Source organism: Marmoricola sp. OAE513 (assembly GCF_040546585.1).
Lineage (GTDB): Bacteria > Actinomycetota > Actinomycetes > Propionibacteriales > Nocardioidaceae > Marmoricola.
The window spans coordinates 2689025-2715072 of sequence record NZ_JBEPOC010000001.1 but is presented as its reverse complement, the minus strand read 5'-3'; the positions used below and the strand labels follow the sequence as shown (position 1 = coordinate 2715072).

Annotated in this window: 25 protein-coding genes; 12 read left to right on the top strand and 13 right to left on the bottom strand. The window is 69.2% G+C overall.

Features of this window, described 5'->3' with window-relative positions; all coding sequences use genetic code 11:
- Positions 1 to 91 precede the first annotated feature (91 nt).
- Together ABIE44_RS13660 and ABIE44_RS13655 are read left to right on the top strand one after the other, a co-directional pair.
- Positions 92 to 2437 (top strand): hypothetical protein, encoded by a 2346-nt coding sequence (locus ABIE44_RS13660; RefSeq protein WP_209716657.1) that lies wholly within the window; start codon positions 92 to 94, stop codon positions 2435 to 2437.
- Positions 2438 to 2503: 66 nt separating this feature from the next.
- Positions 2504 to 4798, top strand: coding sequence for a M12 family metallo-peptidase (locus ABIE44_RS13655; RefSeq protein ID WP_209716660.1), 2295 nt, complete (start codon positions 2504 to 2506; stop codon positions 4796 to 4798).
- On the opposite strand, the gene ABIE44_RS13650 is transcribed toward ABIE44_RS13655, so the two are convergent.
- Positions 4799 to 6748, bottom strand: coding sequence for an ATP-dependent DNA helicase (locus ABIE44_RS13650; RefSeq protein WP_502912739.1), 1950 nt, complete (start codon positions 6746 to 6748; stop codon positions 4799 to 4801). It abuts the gene before it with no gap.
- Positions 6749 to 7002: 254 nt separating this feature from the next.
- Here ABIE44_RS13650 and ABIE44_RS13645 point away from each other — a divergent pair, with 254 nt between their 5' ends.
- Genes ABIE44_RS13645 through ABIE44_RS13630 form a run of 4 tightly spaced genes read left to right on the top strand, consistent with a single transcriptional unit; the run spans position 7003 to position 11004 of the window.
- On the top strand, positions 7003 to 8085 hold the full coding sequence (locus ABIE44_RS13645) for an ABC transporter ATP-binding protein (RefSeq protein ID WP_209716663.1): 1083 nt from the start codon (positions 7003 to 7005) through the stop codon (positions 8083 to 8085).
- 35 nt (positions 8086 to 8120) lie between these two features.
- Complete coding sequence (locus ABIE44_RS13640) at positions 8121 to 9299, top strand: ABC transporter substrate-binding protein (RefSeq protein WP_209716666.1); 1179 nt, start codon at positions 8121 to 8123, stop codon at positions 9297 to 9299.
- Positions 9266 to 10198, top strand: a complete 933-nt coding sequence (locus tag ABIE44_RS13635) for an ABC transporter permease (RefSeq protein ID WP_354438077.1) — start codon at positions 9266 to 9268, stop codon at positions 10196 to 10198. The genes ABIE44_RS13640 and ABIE44_RS13635 overlap by 34 nt, the downstream gene beginning before the upstream one ends.
- On the top strand, positions 10195 to 11004 hold the full coding sequence (locus ABIE44_RS13630) for an ABC transporter permease (protein WP_209716669.1): 810 nt from the start codon (positions 10195 to 10197) through the stop codon (positions 11002 to 11004). The genes ABIE44_RS13635 and ABIE44_RS13630 overlap by 4 nt, the downstream gene beginning before the upstream one ends.
- Positions 11005 to 11089: 85 nt before the next feature.
- On the opposite strand, the gene ABIE44_RS13625 is transcribed toward ABIE44_RS13630, so the two are convergent.
- The 3 genes from ABIE44_RS13625 to hflX form a co-directional block, all read right to left on the bottom strand.
- Entirely contained in the window at positions 11090 to 11854 is a 765-nt protein-coding gene (locus ABIE44_RS13625; RefSeq protein ID WP_209716672.1) for a LemA family protein, read from the bottom strand.
- A 62-nt stretch (positions 11855 to 11916) separates the two neighbouring features.
- Entirely contained in the window at positions 11917 to 13662 is a 1746-nt protein-coding gene (locus ABIE44_RS13620; protein WP_209716675.1) for a DUF2207 domain-containing protein, read from the bottom strand.
- A gap of 76 nt (positions 13663 to 13738) precedes the next feature.
- On the bottom strand, positions 13739 to 15232 hold the full coding sequence (gene hflX / locus ABIE44_RS13615; RefSeq protein WP_209716678.1) for a GTPase HflX: 1494 nt from the start codon (positions 15230 to 15232) through the stop codon (positions 13739 to 13741).
- A 299-nt stretch (positions 15233 to 15531) separates the two neighbouring features.
- Here hflX and ABIE44_RS13610 point away from each other — a divergent pair, with 299 nt between their 5' ends.
- Entirely contained in the window at positions 15532 to 15744 is a 213-nt protein-coding gene (locus ABIE44_RS13610; RefSeq protein WP_209716681.1) for a hypothetical protein, read from the top strand.
- Positions 15745 to 15815: 71 nt separating this feature from the next.
- Here the strand turns inward: ABIE44_RS13610 and ABIE44_RS13605 are convergent, their stop codons facing one another.
- From ABIE44_RS13605 to ABIE44_RS13595, 3 genes are read right to left on the bottom strand one after another with little or no spacing between them, the layout of a single operon-like run.
- The gene (locus ABIE44_RS13605) at positions 15816 to 17021 is read right to left on the bottom strand and encodes a sulfite oxidase (protein ID WP_209716684.1); all 1206 of its coding nucleotides are present in this window, start codon (positions 17019 to 17021) and stop codon (positions 15816 to 15818) included.
- A 42-nt stretch (positions 17022 to 17063) separates the two neighbouring features.
- Positions 17064 to 17840, bottom strand: a complete 777-nt coding sequence (locus tag ABIE44_RS13600) for an SDR family NAD(P)-dependent oxidoreductase (RefSeq protein ID WP_209716687.1) — start codon at positions 17838 to 17840, stop codon at positions 17064 to 17066.
- Positions 17841 to 17887: 47 nt separating this feature from the next.
- Positions 17888 to 18535 carry a winged helix-turn-helix transcriptional regulator gene (locus ABIE44_RS13595; protein WP_209716690.1) on the bottom strand — a complete coding sequence of 216 codons (648 nt, stop codon included), beginning with the start codon at positions 18533 to 18535 and terminating at the stop codon, positions 17888 to 17890.
- A gap of 77 nt (positions 18536 to 18612) precedes the next feature.
- Between ABIE44_RS13595 and ABIE44_RS13590 the strand changes: the two genes are divergently transcribed.
- Positions 18613 to 20058: an MFS transporter gene (locus ABIE44_RS13590; RefSeq protein WP_209716694.1), complete on the top strand. Its 1446-nt coding sequence runs from the start codon at positions 18613 to 18615 to the stop codon at positions 20056 to 20058.
- Positions 20055 to 20498: a PaaI family thioesterase gene (locus tag ABIE44_RS13585; RefSeq protein WP_209716696.1), complete on the top strand. Its 444-nt coding sequence runs from the start codon at positions 20055 to 20057 to the stop codon at positions 20496 to 20498. Before ABIE44_RS13590 ends, ABIE44_RS13585 begins: the two co-directional genes overlap by 4 nt.
- A gap of 108 nt (positions 20499 to 20606) precedes the next feature.
- On the opposite strand, the gene dapF is transcribed toward ABIE44_RS13585, so the two are convergent.
- Genes dapF through ABIE44_RS13565 form a run of 4 tightly spaced genes read right to left on the bottom strand, consistent with a single transcriptional unit; the run spans position 20607 to position 23339 of the window.
- Entirely contained in the window at positions 20607 to 21446 is an 840-nt protein-coding gene (gene dapF, locus ABIE44_RS13580; protein WP_209716699.1) for a diaminopimelate epimerase, read from the bottom strand.
- 9 nt (positions 21447 to 21455) lie between these two features.
- The gene (locus tag ABIE44_RS13575; protein ID WP_209716702.1) at positions 21456 to 22124 is read right to left on the bottom strand and encodes an endonuclease/exonuclease/phosphatase family protein; all 669 of its coding nucleotides are present in this window, start codon (positions 22122 to 22124) and stop codon (positions 21456 to 21458) included.
- Between the two features lie 35 nt (positions 22125 to 22159).
- Positions 22160 to 22789, bottom strand: coding sequence for a hypothetical protein (locus tag ABIE44_RS13570; protein WP_209716705.1), 630 nt, complete (start codon positions 22787 to 22789; stop codon positions 22160 to 22162).
- A 19-nt stretch (positions 22790 to 22808) separates the two neighbouring features.
- On the bottom strand, positions 22809 to 23339 hold the full coding sequence (locus ABIE44_RS13565; protein WP_209716708.1) for a dihydrofolate reductase family protein: 531 nt from the start codon (positions 23337 to 23339) through the stop codon (positions 22809 to 22811).
- 71 nt (positions 23340 to 23410) lie between these two features.
- Between ABIE44_RS13565 and ABIE44_RS13560 the strand changes: the two genes are divergently transcribed.
- A complete protein-coding gene (locus tag ABIE44_RS13560; RefSeq protein ID WP_209716711.1) occupies positions 23411 to 23554 on the top strand; it encodes a hypothetical protein in 144 nt (47 codons plus the stop codon).
- Between the two features lie 3 nt (positions 23555 to 23557).
- Here the strand turns inward: ABIE44_RS13560 and ABIE44_RS13555 are convergent, their stop codons facing one another.
- Both ABIE44_RS13555 and miaA read right to left on the bottom strand, forming a co-directional pair.
- Entirely contained in the window at positions 23558 to 24568 is a 1011-nt protein-coding gene (locus ABIE44_RS13555) for an aldo/keto reductase family protein (protein ID WP_209716714.1), read from the bottom strand.
- 7 nt (positions 24569 to 24575) lie between these two features.
- Positions 24576 to 25481, bottom strand: coding sequence for a tRNA (adenosine(37)-N6)-dimethylallyltransferase MiaA (gene miaA / locus ABIE44_RS13550; protein ID WP_209716717.1), 906 nt, complete (start codon positions 25479 to 25481; stop codon positions 24576 to 24578).
- A 73-nt stretch (positions 25482 to 25554) separates the two neighbouring features.
- On the opposite strand from miaA, the gene ABIE44_RS13545 reads away from it, so the two are divergent.
- Positions 25555 to 25758, top strand: a complete 204-nt coding sequence (locus ABIE44_RS13545; RefSeq protein ID WP_209716720.1) for an antitoxin — start codon at positions 25555 to 25557, stop codon at positions 25756 to 25758.
- 36 nt (positions 25759 to 25794) lie between these two features.
- Positions 25795 to 26043: a hypothetical protein gene (locus ABIE44_RS13540; protein ID WP_209716724.1), complete on the top strand. Its 249-nt coding sequence runs from the start codon at positions 25795 to 25797 to the stop codon at positions 26041 to 26043.
- Positions 26044 to 26048 lie beyond the last annotated feature (5 nt).

Below are 26048 nucleotides of genomic sequence, written 5' to 3'. Positions count from 1 at the left end.
AAACCGTTCCGCTCCACGCGGCTCTGACCAAGAATGTGCAGGGGCCGTCTCGGCCCGCACCTCTCGGAACAATCCCCTAGGACACTCCCCCATGAAGCGTTCTCTCCTGGCAGCCCCGCTCGCCCTGGTCATCGGTCTCGGCACCGTGCTCGCGACGACGTACGCCGAAGCAGCTCCGCAGACCGACCGACCGACCTTCGCTGCGGCAGCCAAGGAGCCGTCGCAGCTGATGAAGCGGAAGTCCAGCGGCCGTGCCGCCCTGCGCGCCCTCGGCGACAACGTCGACGAGGCAGCCGCGGCCAACGGTCTGAGCACCGCCGAGTTCACCGCGCTCGTCCTCGACGACCCGAGCGTGCGCGTCTACCCGACGGGACGGATCGCCTTCGCCGATCAGGCCGTCATCCGGCCCGGCGGTGGCCCGAAGAAGTCGGCCGCTGCACCCCAGTTCCCGGAGTCCCAGACGTTCACGCTCAACAGCCGCCCGGGCGCCAAGCGCACGATCTTCCTCGACTTCGACGGTGCCTTCGTCGGGAACAGCGGCTGGAACGAGGCCGACGACATCCCGAGCAAGGCCTACGCAGCCTTCTCGATCGACGGCAACTTCGGCGCGTTCAGCGCCGCCGAGCACGAGTACATCCAGGAGGTCTGGCGCCTGGTCTCCGAGACCTACGCGACCTTCAACGTCAACGTCACCACCCAGGACCCGGGCACGGCGGCGTACAACCGCAGCACGCCGAGCGACACCACGTACGGCGACCACATCCTCTTCAGCGACGACCCGGACTCGTTCCCGGTCTGCGACCCGGACGACGGCTGTGGCGGGGTGGCGTGGCTGGACACCTTCGACGAGGTCAACTACCCCGGTGACGGCGACGACTACTACGAGCCGTCCTGGGTGCGGAAGTACGACTACGCGTTCGACGCCGCGATGGCCGCCAGCCACGAGATCGGTCACACGCTCGGCCTGAGCCACGACGGACGCACCTCCCCGAAGGAGGAGTACTACGAAGGCCAGGGCGCCTGGACGCCGATGATGGGCGCCGGTTTCAACGCGATCCACCAGTTCAGCAACGGCGACTACAAGAACGCCAGCAACAGGGAGGACGACCTCAACGTCATCGTCAACGCCGGTGGTCTGCCGCGCCTGCCCGACGAGGCCGGCAACACCCTGGCGACCGCCAACTCGCTGGGTGCACGGAGCACCTACGACCCGATCAAGGCGAACATCTCCACCCGCGCGGACGTCGACTACTACAAGGTCGGGCCGTGCACCAGTGCGCCGACCTTCAGCGCCACCGGCAGCGGCATGGGCAGCGCGCTGGACATCCGGCTCGACGTCTTCAAGAACGGCAGCTCGACCGCGATCGGGACCAACAACCCGACCTCCGGTCAGACCGGGTCCGGTCCTGAGCCGTACACGCCGGTCGGCATGAACGCTTCGATCACCGCGGGATCCGGTGCCGGGACGTACTCCGTGAAGGTCGACGGTGTGGGCAACGGCAACCCGGCCACCACCGGCTACAGCGACTACGGCTCGATCGGCTCGTACACGCTCAACATCAGCGGCTGCGCCGCGGCCAACGGCACGGCCCCGGGAGCGCCGACCATGGTGGGGCTCTCGAACACCAAGGCCGCCGGGACCATCAGCTGGACCGCACCGGCCTCGGCGGGCACCTCCCCGATCACCGGCTACCGGATCACCGGCCTGCCCGGCGGCCCGGTCGAGACGACCGGCACCGCGACGTCGAAGGCTGTCACCGTCAACGGTGGCGAGAACTTCACCTACCAGGTCTTCGCCCTGAGCAACGCCGGCGTCAGTGCTCCCGGCACGTTGACGACGTACGTCGACTCGTGGGTCCCGACCGCGCTGCCTGCGGTCGCGGTGACCACGAAGGTGCTCACGGCGATGATCCGGTGGGCTCCGCCGGCTAACCCGGGCGGCGCCGTGCTGACGGGGTGGAACATCCGGGAGGGCAGCTCCGAGGACGACCTTCCACTGCCGGAGTTCCAGTACGGCGTCAACGCGAGCTGGTCGACGTACGGCAAGCACACCCTGAGGATCACGCCGAACTACACCTCCGACACCGGTGGCGCCGCACCCGGCCGCACGGTCTCCTTCCTGCTCGCGGTGAAGCCGTCAGCGCCGCGGATCGGCAAGGCGTCCTCCGGCAAGTCCGGCAAGCCCGTCACCGCGACGGCCAAGTGGGCCGCGCCGGGCAGCAACGGCGGCGCGGCGATCACGTCGTACAAGGTGATCGCCTACAAGATCAAGAAGGGCAAGGTCGTCAGCACCAAGGTCTCCAAGGCGCTCGGCGGCGGTGCCCGCTCGTACAAGTTCAAGCTCTCCAAGGGCTCGTACAAGTTCCGCGTGGTCGCCTACAACGCCAAGGGCGCCTCGCCGGCCTCCGGTCTGTCGAAGGTCGTCACCGCCAAGTAGGTCCACGCCCGACCGCTCTGTCCCATTCACGGATGTAATCGGACTTTTCGGGAGAGACTTCACCCCATGGTCTCCTCTCGGCTCGTGGCCGCTGCCTGCCTGTCCGCGCTCGTGCTCGGTTCGACGTACGCCGGGACTCTCACGGGCGCGGAGGCTGCTCAGCGAGACCCGGCTCCGGCGGCGGCCCTGCACGGCAAGCAGGCGATCCAGCAGCTCGGTGACGACCTCGACGGGATCGCGCGCCGCTCCGGGTTGAGCACCCCTGCCCTGCGCCGGATCCTGGCCACCGACGACTCCGCGGTCGTGACGCGCGGCGGCCGCCTGGTCTACGAAGACACGTTCGAGGAGTCGGAGCAGGCCCCTGCCGCGCGGATCGCCGAGGCGCAGTTCCCCGAGCCGCAGACCTTCTCCCTGCACAGCCGGCCCGGCTCGAAGCACACGATCTTCCTCGACTTCGACGGGGCGGAGGTGACCGATACCTACTGGAACCACCAGACCGGTATCCCCGACGGTCACTACGACGGCTTCACCCTGCTCTCGGACCCGGACCTGACGACGTACAGCTCCGACGAGCACGGCTACATCCAGGAGGTGTGGCGGATCCTCGCCGAGATGTACGCCGCCTACGACGTCGACGTGACCACGGATGACCCGGGCCCGGACGGCTACAACCGGGCAGGAGTCGCTGACGACACCTACGGCGACCACGTCCTGTTCAGCGACGACCCCGACTCGGGGCCGGTCTGCTCCAACTGCGCCGGCGTCGCGGTCTTCGGTCAGTTCGCCAACCCGAGCGAGTCGGGCGCCGACGCGGACTCCTTGGAGCCCACGTGGGTGCGCCGGCAGCCGAACGCGCACCAGGCGGCGCGGGTCGCGGCGCACGAGATCGGCCACACCCTCGGCCTCAACCACGACGGCCGCACCTCCCCGAGCGAGGAGTACTACGCCGGGCAGGGCGCGTGGACGCCGATCATGGGGTCGGGTGCGCACGGGATCTCCCAGTTCAGCAACGGCGACTACGCCAACGCGTCGAACAAGCAGGACGACTTCGCGAGCATGCTGGCGAAGGGCCTTCCCCTCCTCCCCGACGACGCCGGCAACACGGCCGCCACCGCTACCAGCCTGGGCGCCCGGACCGACTACTCGGTGAAGGGCGTCATCACCAGCCGAGACGTGGACTACTACAAGGTCGGCCCGTGCACAGCGGCACCGTCGGTCGGCGCCGTCGGCGGCGGCCAGGGCAGCGGGCTGGACCTGCGGGTGGATCTCCGGTCCGCGAACGACAACCTGATCGCCTTCTCCGACCCACCGTCGAGCGAGGTCATCGTCGGCGGCTTCGCGCACCGGACGGCCGCAGGGATGGACGCCGACACGATCTCGCCAACCGGGCCGGCAGGCACGTACCTCGTCAAGGTCGACGGCGTCGGCAACGGCAAACCGCTGACCGACGGCTACTCCGACTACGGCAGCGTCGGCGCCTACACCCTGACCGTCAGCGGGTGCGCGGCAGCGAACGGTACGCCGCCGAACGCGCCCGCGACGATCAACCTGACCAGCACCCGGGGCGCCGGAACCCTGACCTGGTCGGCCCCGGCCTCCGGTCCGGCCCCGACCGGTTACCGGATCACCGGTCTCGACTCCGGCCCGATCGAGGTCCCCGCCTCGACGACCTCGCGTGCTGTCGCCGTGCAGGGAGGCCACGACGTCGCCCTGGCCGTCACCGCCCTGAACGCCGCTGGCGGGAGCGAGCCGAAGACCCTCGTCCAGCACGTCGCGTCGTGGCTGCCCGCGACGGCGCCCCCGGTCACGGTGACCACCAGCGGCTTGACCGCCACCCTCACCTGGACGCTCCCGCCGAACCAGGGCAACGCCTACCTGAACTTCTGGCTGCTGAGGATCGACGGGCAGCTGTACCCCCAGACCGCCGCGGTCCGCAGCTACCAGAAGACGTTCAGCGCCTACGGCACGCACACCGTGGAGCTGACCGCCGACATGGAGGCAGAGATCTCCGGGACCGTGCCGACGCGGACCGTCAAGGTCGTGGTCGCCCTCAAGCCGTCGGCACCCCGGATCGGTGCCGCTTCCTCGGGCAAGGCCGGCAAGCCGTACACCGCGACGGCGCGCTGGTCGGCGCCGTCCAGCAACGGCGGTGCCGCGATCACGTCGTACAAGGTCGTGGCGTCGAAGGTGAACAGCGCGGGCAAGGTGGTCAGCACGAAGGTGTCGAAGGCGCTGCCGGGCAGCGCCAGGTCCTACGCGTTCGCGCTGGCGAAGGGCAAGTACCGGTTCAAGGTCGTCGCGTACAACGTGAAGGGGGCCTCGCCCGCCTCGTCGTCGTCCAAGGTCGTCAGCGCGAAGTAGTCACTTCTCGCTCAGCCGCTTCAACGCCTTGCGCACCACAGCCGGGTCGGTCGTCATCCACATCGGCGGCAGGCTCGCGCGCAGGAACGAGCCGTAGCGCGCGGTGACCAGACGCGGATCCAGGATCGCCACCACGCCCTTGTCGCTCGTGGTCCGGATCAGCCGCCCGGCGCCCTGGGCGAGCAGCAGCGCGGCGTGGGTCGCCGAGACCGCCATGAAGCCGTTGGCCCCCGCCTTGTCGGCGGCGGTCGCACGCGCAGACATCAGCGGGTCGTCGGGACGCGGGAACGGCACCCGGTCGATGAGCACCAGCTGGCAGGTGTCGCCGGGGACGTCGAGGCCCTGCCAGAGTGACAACGTACCGAAGAGGTTCGTGTGCGGGTCGCCGATGAATTGGCGCGTGAGCTCGGGCAGCTGGGCGTCGCCCTGGCACAGCGTGGTCAGGTGCGGCAGGCGTTCGCGGACGGTCTCGGCGGCGGCCTCTGCAGCGCGACGACTGGAGAACAGGCCGAGCGTGCGCCCGTCGGCGGCATCGATCAGGTCGACGATCTCGTCGAGCTGGACCTTCTGCAGACCGTCGCGCCCCGGCTGCGGCAGGTGCTTGGCGACGTACAGGATCGACTGCTGGCCGTAGTCGAAGGGCGAGCCGACGTCGATGCCCTTCCAGGTGTCGCCGTTCTTGTCCCGGTCCAGGCCGACGGAGCCGGCGACCACCGAGAAGTCGCCGCCGAGCATCAGGGTCGCCGAGGTGAAGATGACGGTCTTGTCGGTGAGCAGCTTGTCGCGCATCTGGGCGGCCACGTTCAGCGGGGCGATGCAGAGCCGGTTGCCGCCGTGCTTCTGCTCGCGCTCGGAGACCCAGAGGACGTCGTACTCCGAGGCCGCGTGCATCCGCTCCGCGGTCGCGAACAGCTCCTGGGCCCAGCCCTTGGCCTGGGTGGCGCCGGCGTCGGCCTCGGCTCCCGGCGCCGCCTTGGGAAACGCACTGATCAAGGAACGCGCGGCGTCGCGCACCAGCGCGAGTGCGTCGGAGATGTCCTGCGGGACCTGCTCGAGGCGCCCACCGGGAGCACCGGCCAAGGCGTCGCGCAGGGCGTCCCCGGCGTCGGCGAGGTCGTCGGCTTCGGGCCCGTCGATCTGGCGCTGGGACCGGCGGGCCGTCCGGTCGACGTCACCCGGGGAGAGCTCGTCGGTGGCCGCCTGGGTGACCCGCGCGGTCAGCTCGTGGGCCTCGTCGATCACCACGACGTCGTACTCGGGGATCATCGGGATGCCCTCGATGGCGTCGATCGCCAGCAGCGAGTGGTTCGTGACGACGAGCTGGGACTTCGCAGCCTTCTCCTTGGCGCGCTCGGCGAAGCACTCGGTGCCGTAGGCGCACTTGGCCGCGCCGACGCACTCGCGCGCGCTGACGCTGACCTGCCGCCAGACCTGGTCGGTGTGCCGGGGGGCGTTGTCCTTCTCGCCGGTTCCGCCGTCGGTGGCCTCCTCCTCGATCCACTCGCGCAGCGCGACGACCTCGGCCCCGAGCGAACCCTTCGGCAGCTCGACGAGCGCGCCCTGGTCGTCCGGCACGCCCTCGCGGACGCGGTGCAGGCAGGCGTAGTTCGAGCGGCCCTTGAGCACCGCGAAGGTCGCCTTTTCGTCGAGGACCTCATCAGCCGCGGCGACCAGCGCCGGGATGTCGCGCTCAACCAGCTGGTGTTGCAGCGCCAGGGTCGCGGTCGCGATCACGACGCGCTCGTGGTGCAGGAGTGCGGGGACCAGGTAGCCCAGCGACTTCCCGGTGCCGGTGCCCGCCTGGACGAGCAGGTGCTGCCCGGACTCCATCGCCGCAGTGACGGCCTCGGCCATCTGGATCTGGCCGGGCCGCTCCTTGCCGTTGACGGCGGCAACCGCCGCTCCGAGCACGTCCCGGACCGTCGGCTTGTCGGTCGAGGTCTCGGGCACCTGAGCACCCTATGACGGGGTGGCGACGGGAGCGGCACCCGGTCGCAGGGGCTGTGGTCGGGCGAGGCGGACGTCGTACGGGTGGACGGCCCCGCCCCCGCGCATGCAAATGTCGCCGGCGGGACGGCTGGGACTCGCCCCGGCCCCGCGCGCGACATTTGCAGTCGCCCGGGTCGTTGCGGGAACGCACCCGTTACTGATTCGTTGTCCCCCGCTCTAGCGAACCTGAGGATTCCCTGAATACGGTCGGTTTCATGCGTGCGGAGGCGGGGACGCCATCGATCCAGTTGAGGGACCTGGCCAAGAGCTTCGGATCCACCCACGCCGTGGACGGCGTCGACCTGGAGATCGCCGATGGTGAGTTCTTCTCGATGCTCGGCCCGTCCGGCTCGGGAAAAACCACCGTGCTGCGGATGATCGCCGGGTTCGAGCAGCCCACCCGCGGCAGGGTGTTCCTCGCTGGCGAGGACGTCACCGGTCGGCCGCCGTTCGCCCGCGACGTGAACACCGTCTTCCAGGACTACGCCCTGTTCCCGCACATGAGCATCCAGGAGAACGTCGAGTACGGCCTGCGCGTGAAGAAGGTGCCCAAGGCCGAACGGCGCAAGCGGGCGGCCGAGGCGCTCGAGACCGTCCGGCTCGGCAGCCACGGCACGCGGCGTCCCGGGCAGCTCTCCGGCGGCCAGCGCCAGCGTGTCGCCCTGGCCCGCGCCCTGGTGAACCGGCCCAAGGTGCTGCTGCTCGACGAGCCGCTCGGCGCGCTGGACCTCAAGCTGCGCCGCGAGATGCAGATCGAGCTCAAGCAGATTCAGCGCGACGTCGGCATCACCTTCGTCTTCGTCACCCACGACCAGGAGGAGGCGCTCACCCTGAGCGACCGGATCGCGGTGTTCAACGACGGCAAGATCCAGCAGGTCGCCACGCCGCGCGACCTCTACGAGAGCCCGAGCAGCGCGTTCGTCGCCGGCTTCGTCGGCACCTCGAACCTGCTCACCGACGCCGCCGCCCGCCACGTGATCGGACGCGACGGCACCTTCAGCATCCGCCCGGAGAAGATCCACCTCGGCGCCCCTTCCGAGATGCCCAGTCCGGACGGCGCGGTGACCACGCACGGCGTGGTCCGCGAGGTCGTCTACCTGGGCTCGGCCAACCACTTCGTGGTCGACCTGGAGTTCGAGGGCGCCGCGGCGTCCCCGGCTTCGTTGACCGTCCTGCGGCAGAACATCCAGGCCGAGGACGCCGCCATGGCACGTGGGGAGCGCGTGCAGATCGCCTGGCTCCCCGAGAACGTGATCGAGCTCGACCCGAGCCCGGCAGAAGAAGCAGCACCAGAATGAAGCAGTACCGAATCCGCCATCACTGAGGAGTCCGCATGAAACGCACTCGCACGATGACCGCCATCGCCACGATCGGAGCGCTGGCCTTCACCATGGCCGCCTGCGGCTCCGACGACGATGATTCCGGCTCGGCCAACGGAGGCTTCAAGGCTCCCAAGCTCGAGATGAAGAAGGAGCTCGGCGAGGGCGAGGGCGCGGTCAGCATCCTGTCGTGGGCCGGGTACGCCGAGAAGGAGTGGGTCGAGCCGTTCGAGAAGGCCACCGGCTGCAAGGCGACCGTGAAGACGTTCAACACCTCCGACGAGGCCGTCAACCTGATGAAGACCGGCGACTACGACGTCGTCTCCGCCTCCGGTGACGCCTCGCTGCGCCTGATCGCCGCCGGCACCGTCGAGCCGGTCAACACGGACCTGATCCCGAACTACGCCGACGTCTACGACTTCCTGAAGGACAAGCCGTGGAACTCGGTCGACGGTCAGATGTACGGCGTCCCGCACGGCTACGGCGCCAACCTGCTGATGTGGAACAAGGACGTCGTGAAGCCCGCGCCGACCGACTGGAGCATCGTCTTCGGCGAGGAAGCTGCCAAGTACAAGGGCAAGGTGACGGCGTACGACTCCCCGATCTACATCGCCGACGCCGCGCTGTACCTGATGAACACCCAGCCGGACCTCGGCATCAAGGACCCGTACGCGCTGGACAAGAAGCAGCTCGCTGCAGCCGTCGACCTGCTGAAGAAGCAGAAGGAGAACATCGGCGAGTACTGGTCGGACTACGCCAAGGAGCAGTCGGCCTTCAAGACCGGTGACTCCGTGGTCGGCACCACCTGGCAGGTCATCGCCAGCCTGGCGCAGGACGAGGGCACCAAGGTCGAGGCGATCCTGCCCGAGTCGGGCTCGACCGGCTGGTCGGACACCTGGCAGGTCGCCACGAAGTCGGAGCACAAGAACTGCGCCTACCTGTGGATGAACGACATCATCAGCCCGAAGGCGAACGCTGCGGTCGCGCAGTACTTCGGGGAGTCGCCCGCCAACGGCAAGGCCTGCGCCATCGCCGCCAAGGGCTTCTGCGAGACGTACCACGCCGGTGACGCCGACTACGCCTCGAAGATCCACTACTGGACCACGCCGACCTCGACGTGCCTGGACGGCCGCAAGGTCAAGTGCACGACGTACCAGGAGTGGACCTCTGCCTGGACCGACGTGAAGGGCTGACCCTGAGCACCTCCACCGCAACGGCGCAGGGCGCCCCGACGACCAAGCGTCGTCGGGGCGTCCTGCACCGCCGTCCCCGCTTGCGGCTGACCCTGCTGCTCGCTCCCCCGATGCTCTGGCTCGGCGTCGCCTACCTGGCGGCGCTGGCGATGCTCTTCGTCGCCGCGTTCTGGAGCACCAACGAGTTCACCGGCGACCTGGTCAAGGTCTGGAACCTCGACAACTTCCGGGCGCTGAACGACGCCGAGGTCTACCGGACCATCACGTTCCGCACGCTCGGCATCGCCGTCGCGGTCACCGTGCTCGACGCCCTGGTCGCCTTCCCGATCGCGCTGTTCATGGCCAAGGTCGCCACAGCGCGCTGGCAGCGCATCCTGGTGATCGCGGTGCTGATGCCGCTGTGGGCCTCCTACCTGGTCAAGGCCTACTCGTGGCGCGCGATGTTCTCCTCGACCGGCCCGGTCAACCAGATCCTCGACCCGATAGGCCTGCACCTCGGCTACGGGCTCACCGCCACCATCATCACGCTGGCCTACCTCTGGCTGCCGTACATGATCCTGCCGATGTACTCCGGCCTCGAGCGGGTGCCGAACTCGCTGCTCGAGGCCTCTGCCGACCTCGGCGCCTCCGGCGGTACGACGCTGCGCCGGGTGATCCTGCCGATCCTGTGGCCGGCCGTGTTCGCCGGCTCGATCTTCACGTTCTCGCTGACGCTGGGTGACTACATCACCGTCAGGATCGTCGGCGGCACCAACCAGATGCTCGGCAACGCCGTCTACGACAGCGCCTTGACCGGCAACAACCTGCCCTTCGCGGCCGCCCTGGCGACCATCCCGGTGGTCATCATGCTGGTCTACCTCGCCGCCGTACGCCGGACGGGAGCTCTGGAGAACCTGTGATCCTCTCCCGTACGGCGAAGACCGTCCTCGGCGTCCTGACCGGCATCGTCCTGCTGGTCGTCTACGTCCCGCTCGCAGTCGTGGTGCTGAACTCGTTCAACACCTCGCGCTCGTTCACGTTCCCGCCCAGCGGCTGGACCACCGAGTGGTGGGACGCCGCCTGGCACAACGACGAGGTCCGCGAGTCGCTCGGGCTCTCCCTCCAGGTCGCGGCGGTGGCGACCGTGATCTCGCTCGTGCTCGGCACGATGGCGGCACTGGCGCTCGCGCGCTACCGGTTCTTCGGGCGCGACGCCGTCTCGCTGCTGATCATCCTGCCGATCGCGCTGCCCGGCATCGTCACGGGCCTGGCGTTCCAGAACGTCTTCAGCTCGGTGCTCGGGATCAACCTGGGGTTCTGGACGATCGTGGTCGCGCACACGACGTTCTGCATCGTCACCGTGTTCAACAACGTGCTCGCCCGGCTGCGCCGCGTCGGCGGCAACCTCGAGGAGGCATCGATGGACCTGGGGGCCGGGACGTTCACGACGTTCCGGCTGGTGACCTTCCCGGTGCTGCGCTCGGCGCTCCTGGCCGGCGGCCTGCTGGCCTTCGCGCTCAGCTTCGACGAGATCATCGTGACCACGTTCACCGCGGGCGGCGGGACCAAGACGCTGCCGATCTGGATCCTCGACCACATGTTCCGCCCGAACGACGCCCCGGTGGTCAACGTGATCGCGGCGGCCCTGATCTTCGTCTCGATCATCCCGATCTGGATCGCCCAGCGGTTGAGCCAGGGTGACGAGGCGATCGGCGCGCGGACGTAAAACGGTCATCGAGCTTGCCGAGATGCGGTGAGCCGACTGAAGTCCCAGCCAACGTCACGTCTCGGCAAGCTCGACGACCGGTGTGTCAGGCGGGCGGGGCCGTCGGAGGCTCCGGGGCAGCCGGCGGCTCGGCGGCCGGCGGCGGGGTGACCGGCGGGGCCGGCGGAGCGGGAGCAGCAGGCGAGGCGGCCGGAGGAGCAGCCGGGGCCGCGGGAGCTGCCGGAGGAGCGGGCGGGACCGGCGGGGCGGCAGGTGCAGCCGGCGGCGTCGGCGGGGCGGGCGGCGTCGTACCGAAGTTCACCGTCGGGGCGACGTCCGCGCCGGCAGGCGCCTCGTAGAACTCGCGGGTCTTCACGCCGGCCAGGCCGGAGAGGAACATCCACGGGATCGTGACGACGAGCTTGTTCAGCGTCGCGACGGCGTCGTTGTAGTAGGTCCGCGCGAAGGAGATCTTGTCCTCGGTGTCCTTCAGCTGGTTCTGCAGGTCCTGGAAGTTCTGGTTGGCCTTCAGGTCCGGGTACGCCTCGGCGACCGCGTTGACGCGGACGAGCGCCTGGCTCAGCGCCTGGTCGGCAGCGGCCTTCGCCTGCACGTCGTCACCCTTGGCGGCGGCGGCCAGACCGGCGCGCGCCTGGGTCACGGCCTCGAACACACCGGACTCGTGGGCCGCGTAGCCCTTCACGGTCTCGACCAGGTTGGGGATCAGGTCGGCACGACGGGTCAGCTGGACGTCGATGCCACCCAGCGCCTCCTGGGCGCCGATGTCGGTGGTGCGCAGCTTGTTGAAGCCGACGATCACGAAGCCGACGATCAGGACGAGCAGTACGACGATCACGATCACGGCGATCATGAGTCACCTCTTCTGTTGGAGTGTCTGGGCCTATTCAACTGCATGAGGGGCTGGCAGCGCGCTCACCAGGAGCCGCCACCACCACCGCCACCGCCGCCACCGCCGCTGAAGCCGCCGCCCCCGCCGCTGGAGGAGGAACTCTGCGTCGCCTCGTACGACGAGATCGCCGAGGACACGGTGGAGTCGAACGAGTCGACCATCTGGCTGACGTAGGTGCCCGTGTGCACGCCCGCGTACGCCGGGAAGTAGCTCGGCGTCGGGGGCTCCTCACCGGTCTCGATCCGGTACTTCTTGGCCCACTCGTCGGCGCAGTCGAAGGCGACCGCCCACGGCAGGTAGGAGGTGTAGAGCTCCTTGCGCCCGGAGAAGTCGAAGCGGTCCTTGGCCGAGGGGGTCGAGAGGATCCTTTGGAAGCCGCCGACCCGGGACCACAGGTCACGGCCGGCCAGGGTGCGCTTGGTACCGGCACCGGAGACACCGACGCCCAGGGCGCCGATGGCGAACAGGCCGGGCACCAGCGCGATGATCGACATGTTCAGCGGGTTGAACGCGCCGAGGTAGACCGCGAGGCCCGCGGCGAGCAGCAGCACGATGCCACCGAAACCACCGAGACCGCTGGTCACCATGAGGCCGCTGGTCTTCGCCCAGCCGTCGGTGTTGGACTCGAAGGCGGCGAGAGCGGACTTGAGGTCCTCACCGGAGGAGACCGAGTTGGCGCTGGCGTGGAACGAGCCGCCCGCGTTCACGACGCCGAGCGACGATCCGGTCTGCGCGGTGACCTGGTCGACCTGGGTCCAGACGTCGGTCTTGTCGGTCCCGGTCAGCGTCCAGGACTTGTCCTTCTGGTCGAGGGTGACCGCACCCTTCTCCGCGGCGTACATCATCGTCGCGACGAAGGCCTTGTTCTCGACCTTCTCCGTCAGGATGTACGCCGCCTGCGCGGGCCCGATGCCCTCCGGCGGGGCGTACATGAGCGGGTAGGGAGGAGTCTTCTCCCCCACCGAGATGCTCAGCGCGAAACCGCCGGCGCCGACGAGGAGTGCGAGCGCGAGGACGAAGAACAGCATCCCGGTGCTCTGCCCCAGGATCGGGTCCAGCCCACTGGCCCACGGGCGGGTGTCGCCCTCCGGGGTCGGGATGTCCAGACCGGTCTTCAGGGTGACCGGGGTGTTGGTGGAGAGACTGCCTCCGGTGACCACGATCGTGTCGGCGTCGGGCTTGGTGAGCACGCACGGGTCCAGGTCGCTGCCGAGCCCGACCCCGCAGGTGGTTCTGCCGGCGTCGGCGGGCAGGTGGACGGTGAGCTCGTACTTGTCGATCGCCATCTTCCAGCCCGACGGGATCAGGTTCCAGTAGAACTGCGTGGAGTCGTCGCCGGAGCCCTTCGTCAGGGCGCCCTCGATCTTGTAGCGGATGACGTAGGTGTGCGGGCCGTAGATGGTCGTGTCGGCGCTGCCGATCTTGATGTTGCGGTACCGGTTGCGCCCCTCCTTGAGCACCTCGAACGGTTCGTCCCGGCCGTCCCGGGTCACCGAGATGTCGGTCGGGATCAGCCTGTTCTTCGGGACGTTCGGGTCGCGGGTGTCGAAGAACCGGAAGATGCCGTGCTTCGAGGCCGGGAAGTTGGTCGACAGCGTCTCGACCGCCGTCAGGTCGCCGTTCTTCGCGACCGTGAAGTCGGCCTTGTAGTCGGTGATCGAGGCGCTGTCGGTGCCCTCGTCGGTACTGGTGTCGATGTTGACCGCGCCGAAGGCGATCACCGCGGCCAGGACGATCAGCCCGAGGATTCTTCCGACCAGCTTCTTCATGCGCCGAACCCTATCGAGATCGGACATGGCGAGGCCCACTTCGCCGCGGTGGGCTAGGCCGATCGACGACCCCCGGTCACTCCCCTTCGGGCAGACCCGCCAGCGCGTAGAGCTCGACCTCGCCCGCGAACGCCTCGCTGACCCGCGCGTGGATCAGCGTGCCGTCGGCGGTGTGCTCGATGGAGAGCACCTCACCGCTGTCGTGGATCCGGCTGACCAGGTCGCCGCGGCTGTAGGGCAGCAGCACGGTGATCTCGACGTCCGGGTGCGGCAGGTCCGCCTCGATGGCGGCGAGCACGTCCTCGATGCCGGCACCGGTCTTCGCCGAGCAGACCACCGAGTGCGGTTCGTTCAGCTGGAGCCGGGCCAGGGTCAGGGGGTCGGCGATGTCGGCCTTGTTGATGACGACGAGCTCGCGGACGTCGGAGGCGTCGACATCGGCGAAGACACCGCGGACCGCGGAGAGCTGACCCTCGGGGTCGGGGTGCGAGCCGTCGACGACGTGCACGATGAGGTCGGCGTCGGCGACCTCCTCGAGCGTGCTCCGGAAGGCCTCCACGAGCTGGTGCGGCAGGTGCCGGACGAAGCCGACGGTGTCGGTCATCGTGTAGACCCGGCCGTCCGAGGTCGTCGTGCGCCGGGTCGTCGGGTCCAGCGTCGCGAACAGCGCGTTTTCGACCAGGACGCCGGCATCGGTGAGCCGGTTGAGGATCGAGGACTTGCCGGCGTTCGTGTACCCGGCGATCGCGACGCTCGGGATCGCGTTGCGGTGACGCTCGCTGCGCTTGGTGACCCGGGTGGTCTTCATCTGCGCGAGCTCGCGGCGGAGCTTGGCGATCTTGTCGTTGATGCGACGCCGGTCGGTCTCGATCTTGGTCTCACCGGGTCCGCGGCCACCGATGCCCTCACCTCCCGCCACCCGGCCACCGGCCTGGCGGGACAGCTGGCCACCCCAACCACGCAGGCGCTGCTTCATGTAGCTGAGCTGGGCGAGCTCGACCTGAGCCTTGCCCTCCCGAGACTTCGCGTGCTGGGCGAAGATGTCGAGGATCAGCGCGGTCCGGTCGACGACCTTGACCTTGAGCTTGTCCTCGAGGTTCCTCAGCTGGCTGGGCGCGAGCTCGCCGTCCATGATCACGGTGTCAGCGCCAGTGGCCTCGACGATCTCGCGGACGCCGTCGACCTTGCCGCGACCGATGAAGGTGGCCGGGTCGGGCTTGTCACGTCGCTGGTAGACGTTCTCGAGCACCTGCGAGCCCGCGGTCTCGGCGAGCAGCGCCAGCTCGGCCATCGAGTTCTCGGCGTCCTCGACCGTGCCCTCGGTCCACACGCCGACGAGCACGACGCGCTCGAGGAGCAGCTGTCGGTACTCGACCTCGGTGATGTCCTGGAGCTCGGTGGACAGGCCGACGACCCGCCGCAGCGCGTGCCGCTCGGCGAGCTCCATCGAGCCGACGGTGACCTCTTCGGGGTCCTCGTCCGCGTAACCGGTGGGCTCGTCGTCGAGAGCCCAGTCGTTGGTCTCCGCGAGCTCGGCGTCGAGGTCGAAGGGTTCAGGTGCGTTCGTCATAGACCTCCAGGGTAGGCAGCGACCACCGACAACCGCGAACGGTTTGCCGGCGTGGACGTTTGGCTACCCGGTTGGTCGGGTATCGGCCGGGTACGGACCTCGAACGCCCGGTACCTGCCTTACGCAGCGCAGGCCGGGCGTTCGGTCGTTCCAGGGGGGTGTGTTCCCGGGTCCTGCGGGTACGGCGTCCGCATGACGACGAACGCGAACCACCCCGCAGCCGAGCCGACTCCGTCGGAGGAGGAGGCCCAGGAGGAGAACGCCGAGACCTCGCTGGACCAGCCGTCCGAGGGCTCGTCGTGACCGGCACCGATGACCCCGACGAGCTGACCGGTTCCGACCCCAACGGGGGTGGGTCGGCCGGTCTGGCCGGAGGGATGGGCGTCAGCAGCGAACGGGTCGGCAAGGTCCGCGGCTCCTCAGAACCGCAGACGCACGGGGTCGAGGAGACCGGTGTCGCCGCCGCGGACGACGTACCGGCCGATCCGCCGCCGGAGCAGTCGGCGAACTGACCCCGTCCTCCGAAGAACGCCCGGCCGCCATCTCGGGTGCGGCCGGGCGTTCTTGCACGTCACTTCACACGTCACTTCACCAGGACCCGGTGGCGCACGACGGCGTCGAAGAAGTAGCCGTTGCTGTTCAACGGCGTGACCAGGGGTTGGGTTCGACCGGCCACGTCGGTCGCCCGCGCCATCAGCGTGTGCTCCCCGGGAGAGGCGCCCGGCCACCTGAACCAGAACCTGCTCCACGCCTGTCCGTGCTCGAGCAGGGTGGCCCGCTTCCAGCGCGTGCCGCCGTCGGTGCTCACCTCGACCCGGGCGATGCGGCCTGCGCCGCTCCAGGCTCGCCCGTGCAGCAGCTTGCCTCCCCCGCGGGGAAGGGTGGCCACCTCGGGCAGCTCCCAGGCCGACTTCACCGGCAGCACGGTCAGCGGGGGCGAGTCCGTGGGGTAGTCACCACCGGTCATCCGGTACCACTTCGTGTTCCACGGGGAGGTGAGCGCGGTGTCGGAGACCTCCAGCGATCCCAGCCACTTGATGCTGGCGATGCCGATCCACCCGGGGACCACCAGGCGCAGCGGGAACCCGTGGTCCGGGAGCAGAGGCTCACCGTTCGCGCCCCAGACCAGCAGGGCGTCGTCGAGTGCCTTGGCGATCGGGAGCGGGCGGCGTACGGGACCGTAGTCGACACCCTTGTCGACGTACGGCGCATCGAGACCGGTCGGCAGCACGTCCACCGCGTCCGGCGAGATGCCGACGTGCCGCAGCACGTCGGCGAGCCGCACGCCTTCCCAGGTCACGGCGCCGACGGCTCCGAGCTTCCAGGCCGTCCCGGACACCGTCTGACCCTGCTGGGAGGCGAAGTAGCTGCGGCCGTTGCCGGTGCACTCGTGCACGGCCGTGCGGTAGGTCCGTCCGATCCGCTTGAGCTGCGCCAGGGTGAGACGCACCGGCTGGTCGGCGCCCCGCGGGTCGCGCAGTCCCGACCCGTGGATCGCGAGGCTGTAGGTCTTCGGGTCGATCACCGGCGTCGAGGTGTGGTTGCGCACGAAGAGCCGACTCTGCTCGGTGCCGTAGCGCGCCCACGACACGGCGTCCCACCGGGTCTCGGCGTTGGTGCCGTAGGAGTAGAAGTACTTCTCCGGCAGGGGCTTGAGGATCGGGCCGGCCGGCGCGGTCGCGGGTTCCGCGAAACCCGGAGCGGCCCCGGGTGCACCGGTGGTGACCACCGCCGCGCCCAGGGCCGCTGCCTTGACGACTGTCCTGCGAGATGTCCGAGTCGCGTTCATCCCGCCAGCATAGTCGAGTAATCCGCTGAACTTAAGATGGAACTACTTGGGAGGCATCCGGATGCCGCCGTCGACGCGGATGACCTCCGCGTTCATGTACGAGTTGGTGATGCACTCGATGACCATGCTGGCGAGCTCGTCGCCGGTGCCGAGCCGCTTGGGGAAGAGCACGTTCTGGCCGAGGTTCGCCTTGAACGCCTCGGAGGCCTCGCCCTCGCCGTAGATCGGGGTGTCGATCAGGCCCGGAGCGACCGTGTTGAGCCGGATGCCGGCCGAGGACAGGTCGCGGGCGACCGGGAGGGTCATGCCGACGACGCCACCCTTGGAGGCCGAGTACGACGCCTGGCCGATCTGGCCGTCGAACGCGGCGACAGACGCCAGGTTCACGATCGCGCCACGCTCGCCACTCTCGTTCGGCTCGTTCAGGCTCATCGCGGTCGCCGCGAGGCGGACCACGTCGAAGGTGCCGATCAGGTTGATCGCGATGACCTTCTTGAACGCATCCAGGTTGTGGGCCGAGTCCGGGTTCCCGTCGCGACCGATCGTGCGCTGCGCCCAGCCGATGCCGGCCGAGTTGACCACGGCACGCAGCGGGGCGAGCTCGACGGCGGTGTTGACCGCGGTCTGGATCTGCTCGGTGTTGGTCACATCGACGTTGACGAACGCGCCGCCGATCTCCTGGGCGAGGGCTTCACCGGCCTCGGCGTTCAGGTCGGCGATGACCACGATCGCGCCCTTGGCGGCGAGCTGACGGGCGGCGGCGGCTCCGATTCCGGACGCGCCACCGGTGACAATTGCACTGGCTCCATTGATGTCCATGGCGGCGATCCTAGAGCCCCCAGGTGGCGCTCCGGCAGGGTGTCCGGTTAACGAACGTAAACCGGGACCGGGAAGCACCGCGCGAACGTACGCCGCGCCGCGTCGCTGCCCTCGACCACCAGTCGCGGCGCGAGCGCGTCCAGCTCGACGCCGCGGGTGAGCTCGAAGAGAGCGGCCGCACCCCCGGTGACGGTGAGGTCGGGCTCGGCGGTGACATCGGCGCGGACGAGCTTGCCGTCACGGACCTCCAGCCAGTGCTCCTCGCCGTCCAGCACGAACCGCAGCCGCAGGTCGGCGCCGACCGCTCCCACCGGGTCGAACATCGCCCCGATGCCGCCGAAGACGGCCATCCGCGGACGGACCTGACCCTCGGCGGGCGGTTCGAGGTAGGGCATCCCGAACTGGGCGACCGCGCGCAGCACGGGACGGATCCGGACACCCTCGCGGGTGAGTCGGTAGACCGAGCGGGCAGCCGGCGAGGGCAGCTCGTGCTGCTCGATGAGCCCGGCCTCCTCGAGCTTGCGCAGCCGCTCGCTGAGCAGGTTCGTCGCGATGCCGGGCAGACCCGCCTTCAGGTCGGTGAAGCGCTGCTCGCCGAAGGAGAGCTCTCGGAGCACGAGCAGCGTCCAGCGGTCGCCGATCAGGTCCATGGCCCGGGCGATCGTGCAGTACTGGTCGTAGGTCTTGCTGCTCACGTGACGTACCTTACGTTGCTTGCTTTTCTAAATCAATCAGTTGCTTTTCTAAACTGCATGGGTCTAGCGTCCTCGCCATGACGTCTCCCCAAGCTCGACGACCGGAGGACGTGAAGCCCTGGTCGGTGCTCGGCATCGCCAGCCTGGCCGCCTTCATGGTCTTCCTGGACACCCAGGTCCTCTTCATCGCCTTCGACGACATCGCCGCGAGCTTCCCGGAGGTCTCGTTCGCGACCATGTCCTGGACCCTGTCGGCGTACACGATCGCGCTGGCCGCGGCCCTGGTCCCCGCGGGGCGGCTCGCGGACCGGTTCGGGCGCCGACGAACGTTCCTCGTCGGCCTGGTCGCGTTCACGCTGGCCTCGGCCCTGTGCGCGGCCGCGACCTCGCCGTTCCTGCTCGTCGGCTTCCGGGTGATCCAGGCGCTCGGCGCCGCGGCCTTGATTCCCGCCTCGTTGGCGATCGTGCTCACGGTGTTCCCGAAGGAGAAGGTGCCCGCCGCCGTCGCGATCTGGGGTGCGATCGCGGCGCTCGCCGCCGCCGTCGGACCGACGCTGGGTGGCCTGCTGGTCGACGGCTGGGGCTGGCGCTCGGTCTTCCTGATCAACCTGCCCGTCGGTGCCATCGCCTTCGTGCTCGCCCGACGCGCGATGCCGGAGTCGCGGGAGTCGCACACCGCGCGCTTCCCCGACCCGATCGGCATCCTGCTGCTCGCCGGCGCCCTGAGCCTGCTGGCACTCGGCATCGTGCAGAGCGACCAGTGGCACTGGGGATCGGCACGCACGATCGGCGTGCTCGTCGGTGGCCTGCTGGTGCTGACGGCATTCGTCGTACGGACCCTCGACCACCCGCACCCTGCTCTTGACCTCACGCTGTTCGGGTCGCCGAGCTTCCGATGGGCCAACATCGCCACGGCGGCGTTCACCATCGGCTTCACCGCGATGTTCTTCGCCCAGGTGCTCTTCCTGACCCAGGTCTGGGGCTACAGCATCGTGAAGACCGGCGTCGTGATGATGCCCGGGCCGGCCGTCGTGATGGTGCTCGCACCGATCTTCGGACGGCTGGCAGGTCGGATCGGTCAGCGCTCGCTGCTCGTGCCCGGCGGTCTCGTCTACGCGTCGAGCGCCGTCTGGATGCTCGCGGTGATGACGACCGAGCCGAACTGGGCCGGCCACCTGCTGCCCGGCGCCCTGCTCGGTGGGCTCGGCGTTGCGATGGTGATCCCGCACCTGACCAGCGCGGCCGTCCAAGGTCTGCCCGCCGACCAGTTCGGGGCCGGGTCGGCGGTGAACCAGGCCGTCCGACAGCTCGGTGCCACCTTCGGGGTCGCACTCACCGTCGCGTTGCTCGGCACCGTCACCCCGCTGAACGTGCTGGACCACTTCCACCGCGTCTGGTGGATGTTGGTGATCTCCGGCGCGCTCACCACACTGGCCGCGCTCGCCCTGCCGCGCAAGGAGCGCGCCTTCACCCCCGAGATCACGCCCGACCTGACCCCCGCCTCGATCGGAGACCCCGCATGACCGCCACCGTGGACCTCGCCAGCCTGACCGGCCTGGAGACCATGCAGCTGATCGTGAACGGCGAGCTGCCCCCGCCGGGCATCGCCGTCCTGCTCGGGATGAGCGTCGTGGAGGTCGGCGAGGGCATCGCGACCTTCGAGCTGAGCCCCGACGAGCGGATGATGAACCCGATCGGCACGGTCCACGGCGGTATCGCAGCCACCATCCTCGACTCGTGCATGGGCTGCGCGGTGCACACGACGCTGGCGCCGGGCGAGGCGTACACGACACAGCAGCTCAACCTGCACTACCTCCGCGCGATGCAGCCGGGCATGGGACCGGTGCGCGCTACTGGGACGGTGCTGTACCGCGGCCGCAAGCAGGCGACCGCCGAGGGCAAGCTGTTCAGCGCCGACGGGAAGCTGATCGCGCACGGGACGACAACCTGCTTGGTGCTGTAGCTCCGGTCATAGCCAGCCCGGTCATCGCCAGCCCGGTCATCGAGCTTGCCGAGATGCGGTGACCTCCGCGCCGACCTCACCACGTCTCGACAAGCTCGACGACCGGGACTACAGGCTGGTGAAGCCCTCGGCGACGAGCACGGCCGGACCGGTCATCAGGATCCGGTCGTCGTCGGTCCAGACGATGTCGAGGGTGCCGCCCGGCAGGTCCACCCGGTACGACGTCCCTCGCTCGGCCTCGTCGGCGATCGCTGCGGCGACCATGACCGCGCAGGCGCCCGTGCCGCACGACCGGGTCTCCCCCGAGCCGCGCTCGTGGACCCGCATCGACAGGTGCTTGTCCCCCGCCCGGACGACGAACTCGACGTTCACACCGTCGGGGAAGACCGAGCGGTCGAACTCGGGCTCGGCGTACAGGTTGCCCGCGTCCTCGAGCGACTCGACGAACGCGACTGCGTGCGGGTTGCCCATGCTGATCTTGGTCGCGGGCCAGGAACGGTCGCCGACGCTGACCTTCGTCTCCTCGAAGACCTGCGGGTTGCCCATGTCCACGGTGATTCGCAGCTCCCCGTCATCGGCACGACCGAAGGTCAGCACCTTGATCCCGGCGCGGGTCGCGATCTTCAGCGGCTCGCGAGGGTCGGCGTCGGCGTGCGTGACCAGGTAGAGGCCGAGCACCCGGATGCCGTTGCCACACATCTCGGAGACCGAGCCGTCGCTGTTGCGGTAGTCCATGAACCAGCGGGCGGTCCCGCGCGACTCGACCGCGGCCGGGTCGTCGGTCGCATCGGTCCGTACGACGCGGATCACCCCGTCGCCGCCGATGCCCGCGCGGCGGTCGCACAGCCGCACGACCTGCTCGGCGGTGAGGTCGAGCTTGCCGTTGGCATCGGGGATCAGCACGAAGTCGTTCTCGGTGCCGTGACCCTTGACGAAGGAGATGTCCACCGGACCAGTCTAGGTGTGGGAGGGAGCGGTCGAGCCCGGGGCGACAACCTCGATCCAGTACGCATCGTGATCAGACAAACTCGGCGTCACCGCCACATGTCCAGCATCTACGACCTCCCAGCTCGCAGGTACGGCGATGTGGTCGATCGATTGCTGTCCGGCCGGTCGCCCCGGGAGCAGCTGGGTGGGCACCACCAGCCCGGCTGCATCGACGGCGCCTAGCAGGACTCGCTGGGCATCGCGGGTGAACCCCTGGATGTTGCCGGAGAGCGGCTGGTTCCAGTCACCGCCCCAAACGACCGGAGGTTCTGCGAGAACCGGACGGAGTCGCCCAAGGACCTCGGCCATCTCCCTCCCGTGGGACCCACCGCCCCACGGCGAGTACTGACCAGCCTGTTTCCACGGCAGCACGGATGAGCAGAAGCGGACCCCGCTGATCTGGCCGAGGGCCGATGCGACGTCCGGATCAGGCAGTGGATCGATCGGCCAGCGCGATGCGATGCCCGCCCAGTACTTCTTTTCGCCCATCCGGTCCACGGTGAGGTGCAGGTCGTACCCGTCGGGGCGAGCCAATGGCACGTTCTCAGTCAGCAACCACACGTCGCAGGCGAGCTCGCCGAGCAGACGGGCGTGATCGTCCGACCACTTGCCTTCCAGGTTCCAGGTCCCGATCCGCACGGGTCGAGCGTAGGGGTGACCGGTGCCGGTCTGAGTCAGCCTGCGAGCAGCACGTCCCGCACGTCGTCGCAGAACCCGACGAACTTCGTCTGGCTGCCGTAACCCTGGCCGCTGCAGACCAGCACCTTCTTCCCCACCACACGAGCCAGCGTGTACGCCGCCCCGACCCGAGTCGCGTAGGACCAGCCATCGAGTCGCAGCTCGGTCATCCCGGCGTCGGCCTCGGCCCGGAGTTCGGCGACGTACGCCTCCCCCGTCGGAAACCGGTCGGGCAGGGTGTTGACGGTGACGTGCACGGCCCTGCCGTCGACGTCGTCGCCCTCGAAGGCGTCGTCCGGGTTCTCGCAGGCGCCGCCCTCGGGGCGGTACTCGAGAACGGGCGCGCCGAGCGCGCGCGCAGCGATGGTGCTGACCTGAGCGCAGCGGGCGTCGTCGAGCGGGGTGTAGGTGTCTGCGGGCGGACGCGTCGGCTTTGCTGCCGCAGACGGCTTCTTGTCCGACTTCGGGGTCGGCTTGTCCGACGGTTCGGCGCCGCCGGGGGCGGCGGTGGTCTCCCCTGCAGCCGGCTTCTCGGCCTTCTTGTCGTCGCCGCCGCACCCGGTGAGCACGAGGCCGCTCAGGCACACGAGCAGGACAACGGCGGTGAGCCGACGGTTCAGGCGCATTCGGGAAGCCTACGACTCCCTACTTCTTGACCCTCAACCGGCGACAGGCGAACTCCCTGTTCTCGTCCAGCGCGATCTGCTCGAACTCGGCCCGGCGAGGAAGCAGGGGCGCTCCGGCCCCGAGCGTCAGCGGCGCGTACTGGATCCAGAGCTCGTCGAGCAGGCCGTGGTCGTGGAACTGCCCGGCCAGCTCACCGCCGCCGACGATCCAGACGTTCTTCTCCCCGGCCGCCCCCGCCATCTGCGCGTGGACCTCCGGCACCGGGTCGGCAGTGAACCGGATGTCCCGGCCTTCCGGCACCGCCGGGAAGGTGCGGTGCGTGAACACCCAGGTCGGCATCTCGTAGTACCACTCGTCCGGAGCGTGGGTGAGCAGCCACTGGTACGTCGTCGCCCCCATGGCGAGCGCGCCGACGTCGGCGATGAAGGCGTTGTATCCCTGCGGACCGTCGGCGTCGACGTCCCGGCTGAGCAACCAGGCGAGCCCGTCCTCCGGCTCCGCTGCGATGAAGCCGTCCAGGCTGGATGCGGTGAAGTACTGGGTGACCATGCGCTCAGCGTGCCAGCGACCTCGGACAGTTCCAGAGGACATGTGTCGGGGGTCTGTTCCACCCTCGAGCCATGGACACCTTGCTGATGCTCCGGGGCGAGACCCGGCACTGTGACGACTGCGGCACCGAGACGGTGTTCCTCCCGGTGGAGGACCTGGCTCCCGCGCTGCAGGACGTCTGGATCTGCACCGCCTGCGACTGCGCCTACGTCTGAGGTCTAGGTCGGTCGCCCCGCTGGCGCGCTCTTCGCGGTCATCGACGGGTCGCCGACGACGACGTCACCGAGCGCGTCGTCGATCGCGGCCATCGTCTCAACGCTGAGCTTCACCCCGGCTGCCTTCACGTTCTCCGCGACCTGCTCCGGACGCGACGCCCCGACCAGTGCCGAGGCGACGTTGGGGTTCTGCAGCACCCACGCGACCGCCAGCTGCGCCAGCGTCAGGTCGACGCCCTCCGCGATCGGCTTGAGCCGCTGGACGGCGTTCAGGATGTCGTCGGTCATCAACCGCTGGATGAAGAACGAGCCACCGTTCTCGTCGGTCGCCCGCGAGCCGGCCGGCGGCGGCTGCCCGGGGAGGTACTTGCCGGTCAGCACGCCCTGGGCGATCGGGGACCACACGATCTGGGACAGGCCGAGCTCCTCGCAGGTCGGGACCACCTCGGACTCGATCACCCGCCAGAGCATCGAGTACTGCGGCTGGCTGGAGATGAGCTGGACGTTCAGCTCCTTGGCCAGGGCGGCACCGGCGCGGATCTGGTCGGCGGTCCACTCGCTGACCCCGATGTAGAGCGCCTTGCCCTGGCGAACCACGTCGGCGAACGCCTGCATGGTCTCCTCCAGCGGCGTCTCGGTGTCGTACCGGTGGGCCTGGTAGAGGTCCACGTAGTCGGTCTTCAGCCGGCGCAGCGAACCGTTGATCGACTCGAGGATGTGCTTGCGGGACAGACCGCTGTCGTTCGGGCCACCAGGACCGGTGGGCCAGTAGACCTTGGTGAAGATTCCCAGGGACTCGCGACGCTCGCCGGCCAGGGCGTCACCGAGAACGGTCTCCGCCGCGGTGTTCGCATAAACGTCGGCGGTGTCGAAGGTCGTGATCCCGGCGTCGAGCGCCGCGCGGACGCACTCCCCTGCGACGTCGTTCTCGACCTGGGAACCGTGGGTGATCCAGTTGCCGTAGGTGATCTCGGAGATCTTCAGGCCGCTGTTGCCGAGGTATCGGAAGTCCATAGGTCGATCATGCCCGAAGGGCGTTCATCGCCTTCTCGACCCGGTTCGGGTCGTCGTGGTCGACCCAGACGATCCGGGGGTCCTTGCGGAACCAGCCGTCCTGGCGGCGTACGAAGCGGCGGGTGCGGTTGATGGTCTGCTCGCGGGCCTCGTCCTCGCTGATCTCCCCGGCGAGGAACTGCAGGATCTGGGCGTACCCGATGGCACGTGACGCGGTGACCCCGTCACGCAGGCCACGGGCCTCGAGGTCGCGCACCTCGTCGACGAATCCCGCCGTCCACATGGCGTGCACCCGCTCGGCGATCCGTGCGTCCGAGACAGCCCGGTCGATGTCGACGCCGATCTGGACCGTGTCGGGGTCGGCGTACGTCGGCTCCGGCAGCGTCGAGGCGTACGGCGCCCCGGTCAGCTCGATGACCTCAAGTGCGCGGACGATCCGGCGTGGGTTGGCCCCCATGATCTCTGCGGTGGCCGGGTCGAGCTCGGTCAACCGGGCGAGCAGCACCCCGGCCCCGACCTCGGCGAGCTCTGCCTCGAGACGCTCGCGGACCTCGGGATCGGTCGGCTGGAAGTCGAACTTGTCGAGGATCGCGCGGGTGTACAGCGCCGAACCGCCGACCAGAACCGGTACGACGCCCCGCCCGCGGCAGTCCGCGATCAGCCCCCGCGCGACGTCCTGGAACTTCGCGACCGTCGCCGGTTCGGTGACCTCGAGCAGGTCGAGCAGGTGGTGGGTGATCCCGCGGCGTTCGGCGACCGGCAGCTTCGCCGTTCCGATGTCCATGCCGCGGTAGACCTGCATCGCGTCGGTGTTGATGATCTCGCCACCGAGGCGCTCTGCGAGGTCGAGCGCGAGGTCGCTCTTGCCCGACGCGGTCGCGCCGACCACAGCAACGATCGGCGCGTTTGACATGCCTCTAGTCTGCCAATACTCAGCGAGCAGTCCGCACCGACCGGTGCGGACGAGAGGGAATGGGAGATCAAGCATGGGGTTCCTCGATGACGCCAAGAACAAGCTGGCCGACGCGGTCGACAGTCAGGGCGACAAGATCGGTGACGGGCTCGACAAGGCCGCCGACCTGATCAACGACAAGACCGGCGGGAAGTTCGGCGACAAGATCGACGCCGGCGCCGACAAGGCGAAGGACGCCCTCGACGGGCTCGACGGCAAGAACGACGACATCGCCTGAGTGTTGAACGCCGTCGGTCCGGGTACGGATACCTGCATGAGTGCTGCCGTACCCGGACCGCCGACCACCCCGACGATCGACGAGAACCCCGACCCCGGCAACGCCGCCGGCGGGACCGACGCGATCGAGGATCCCACCCCGTCGACCGAGGAGACTCCCCTCACCCGGGACCTGCCCGCGTCGGAGCACGTCGACCAGGAGCAGATCCCCGACGAGCTCCAGGAGCCCGAGGGCCCGGACTCCGAGGCGAACCTCGACGACCCGAGCGCGGAACCGCCGGGCTGAACCTC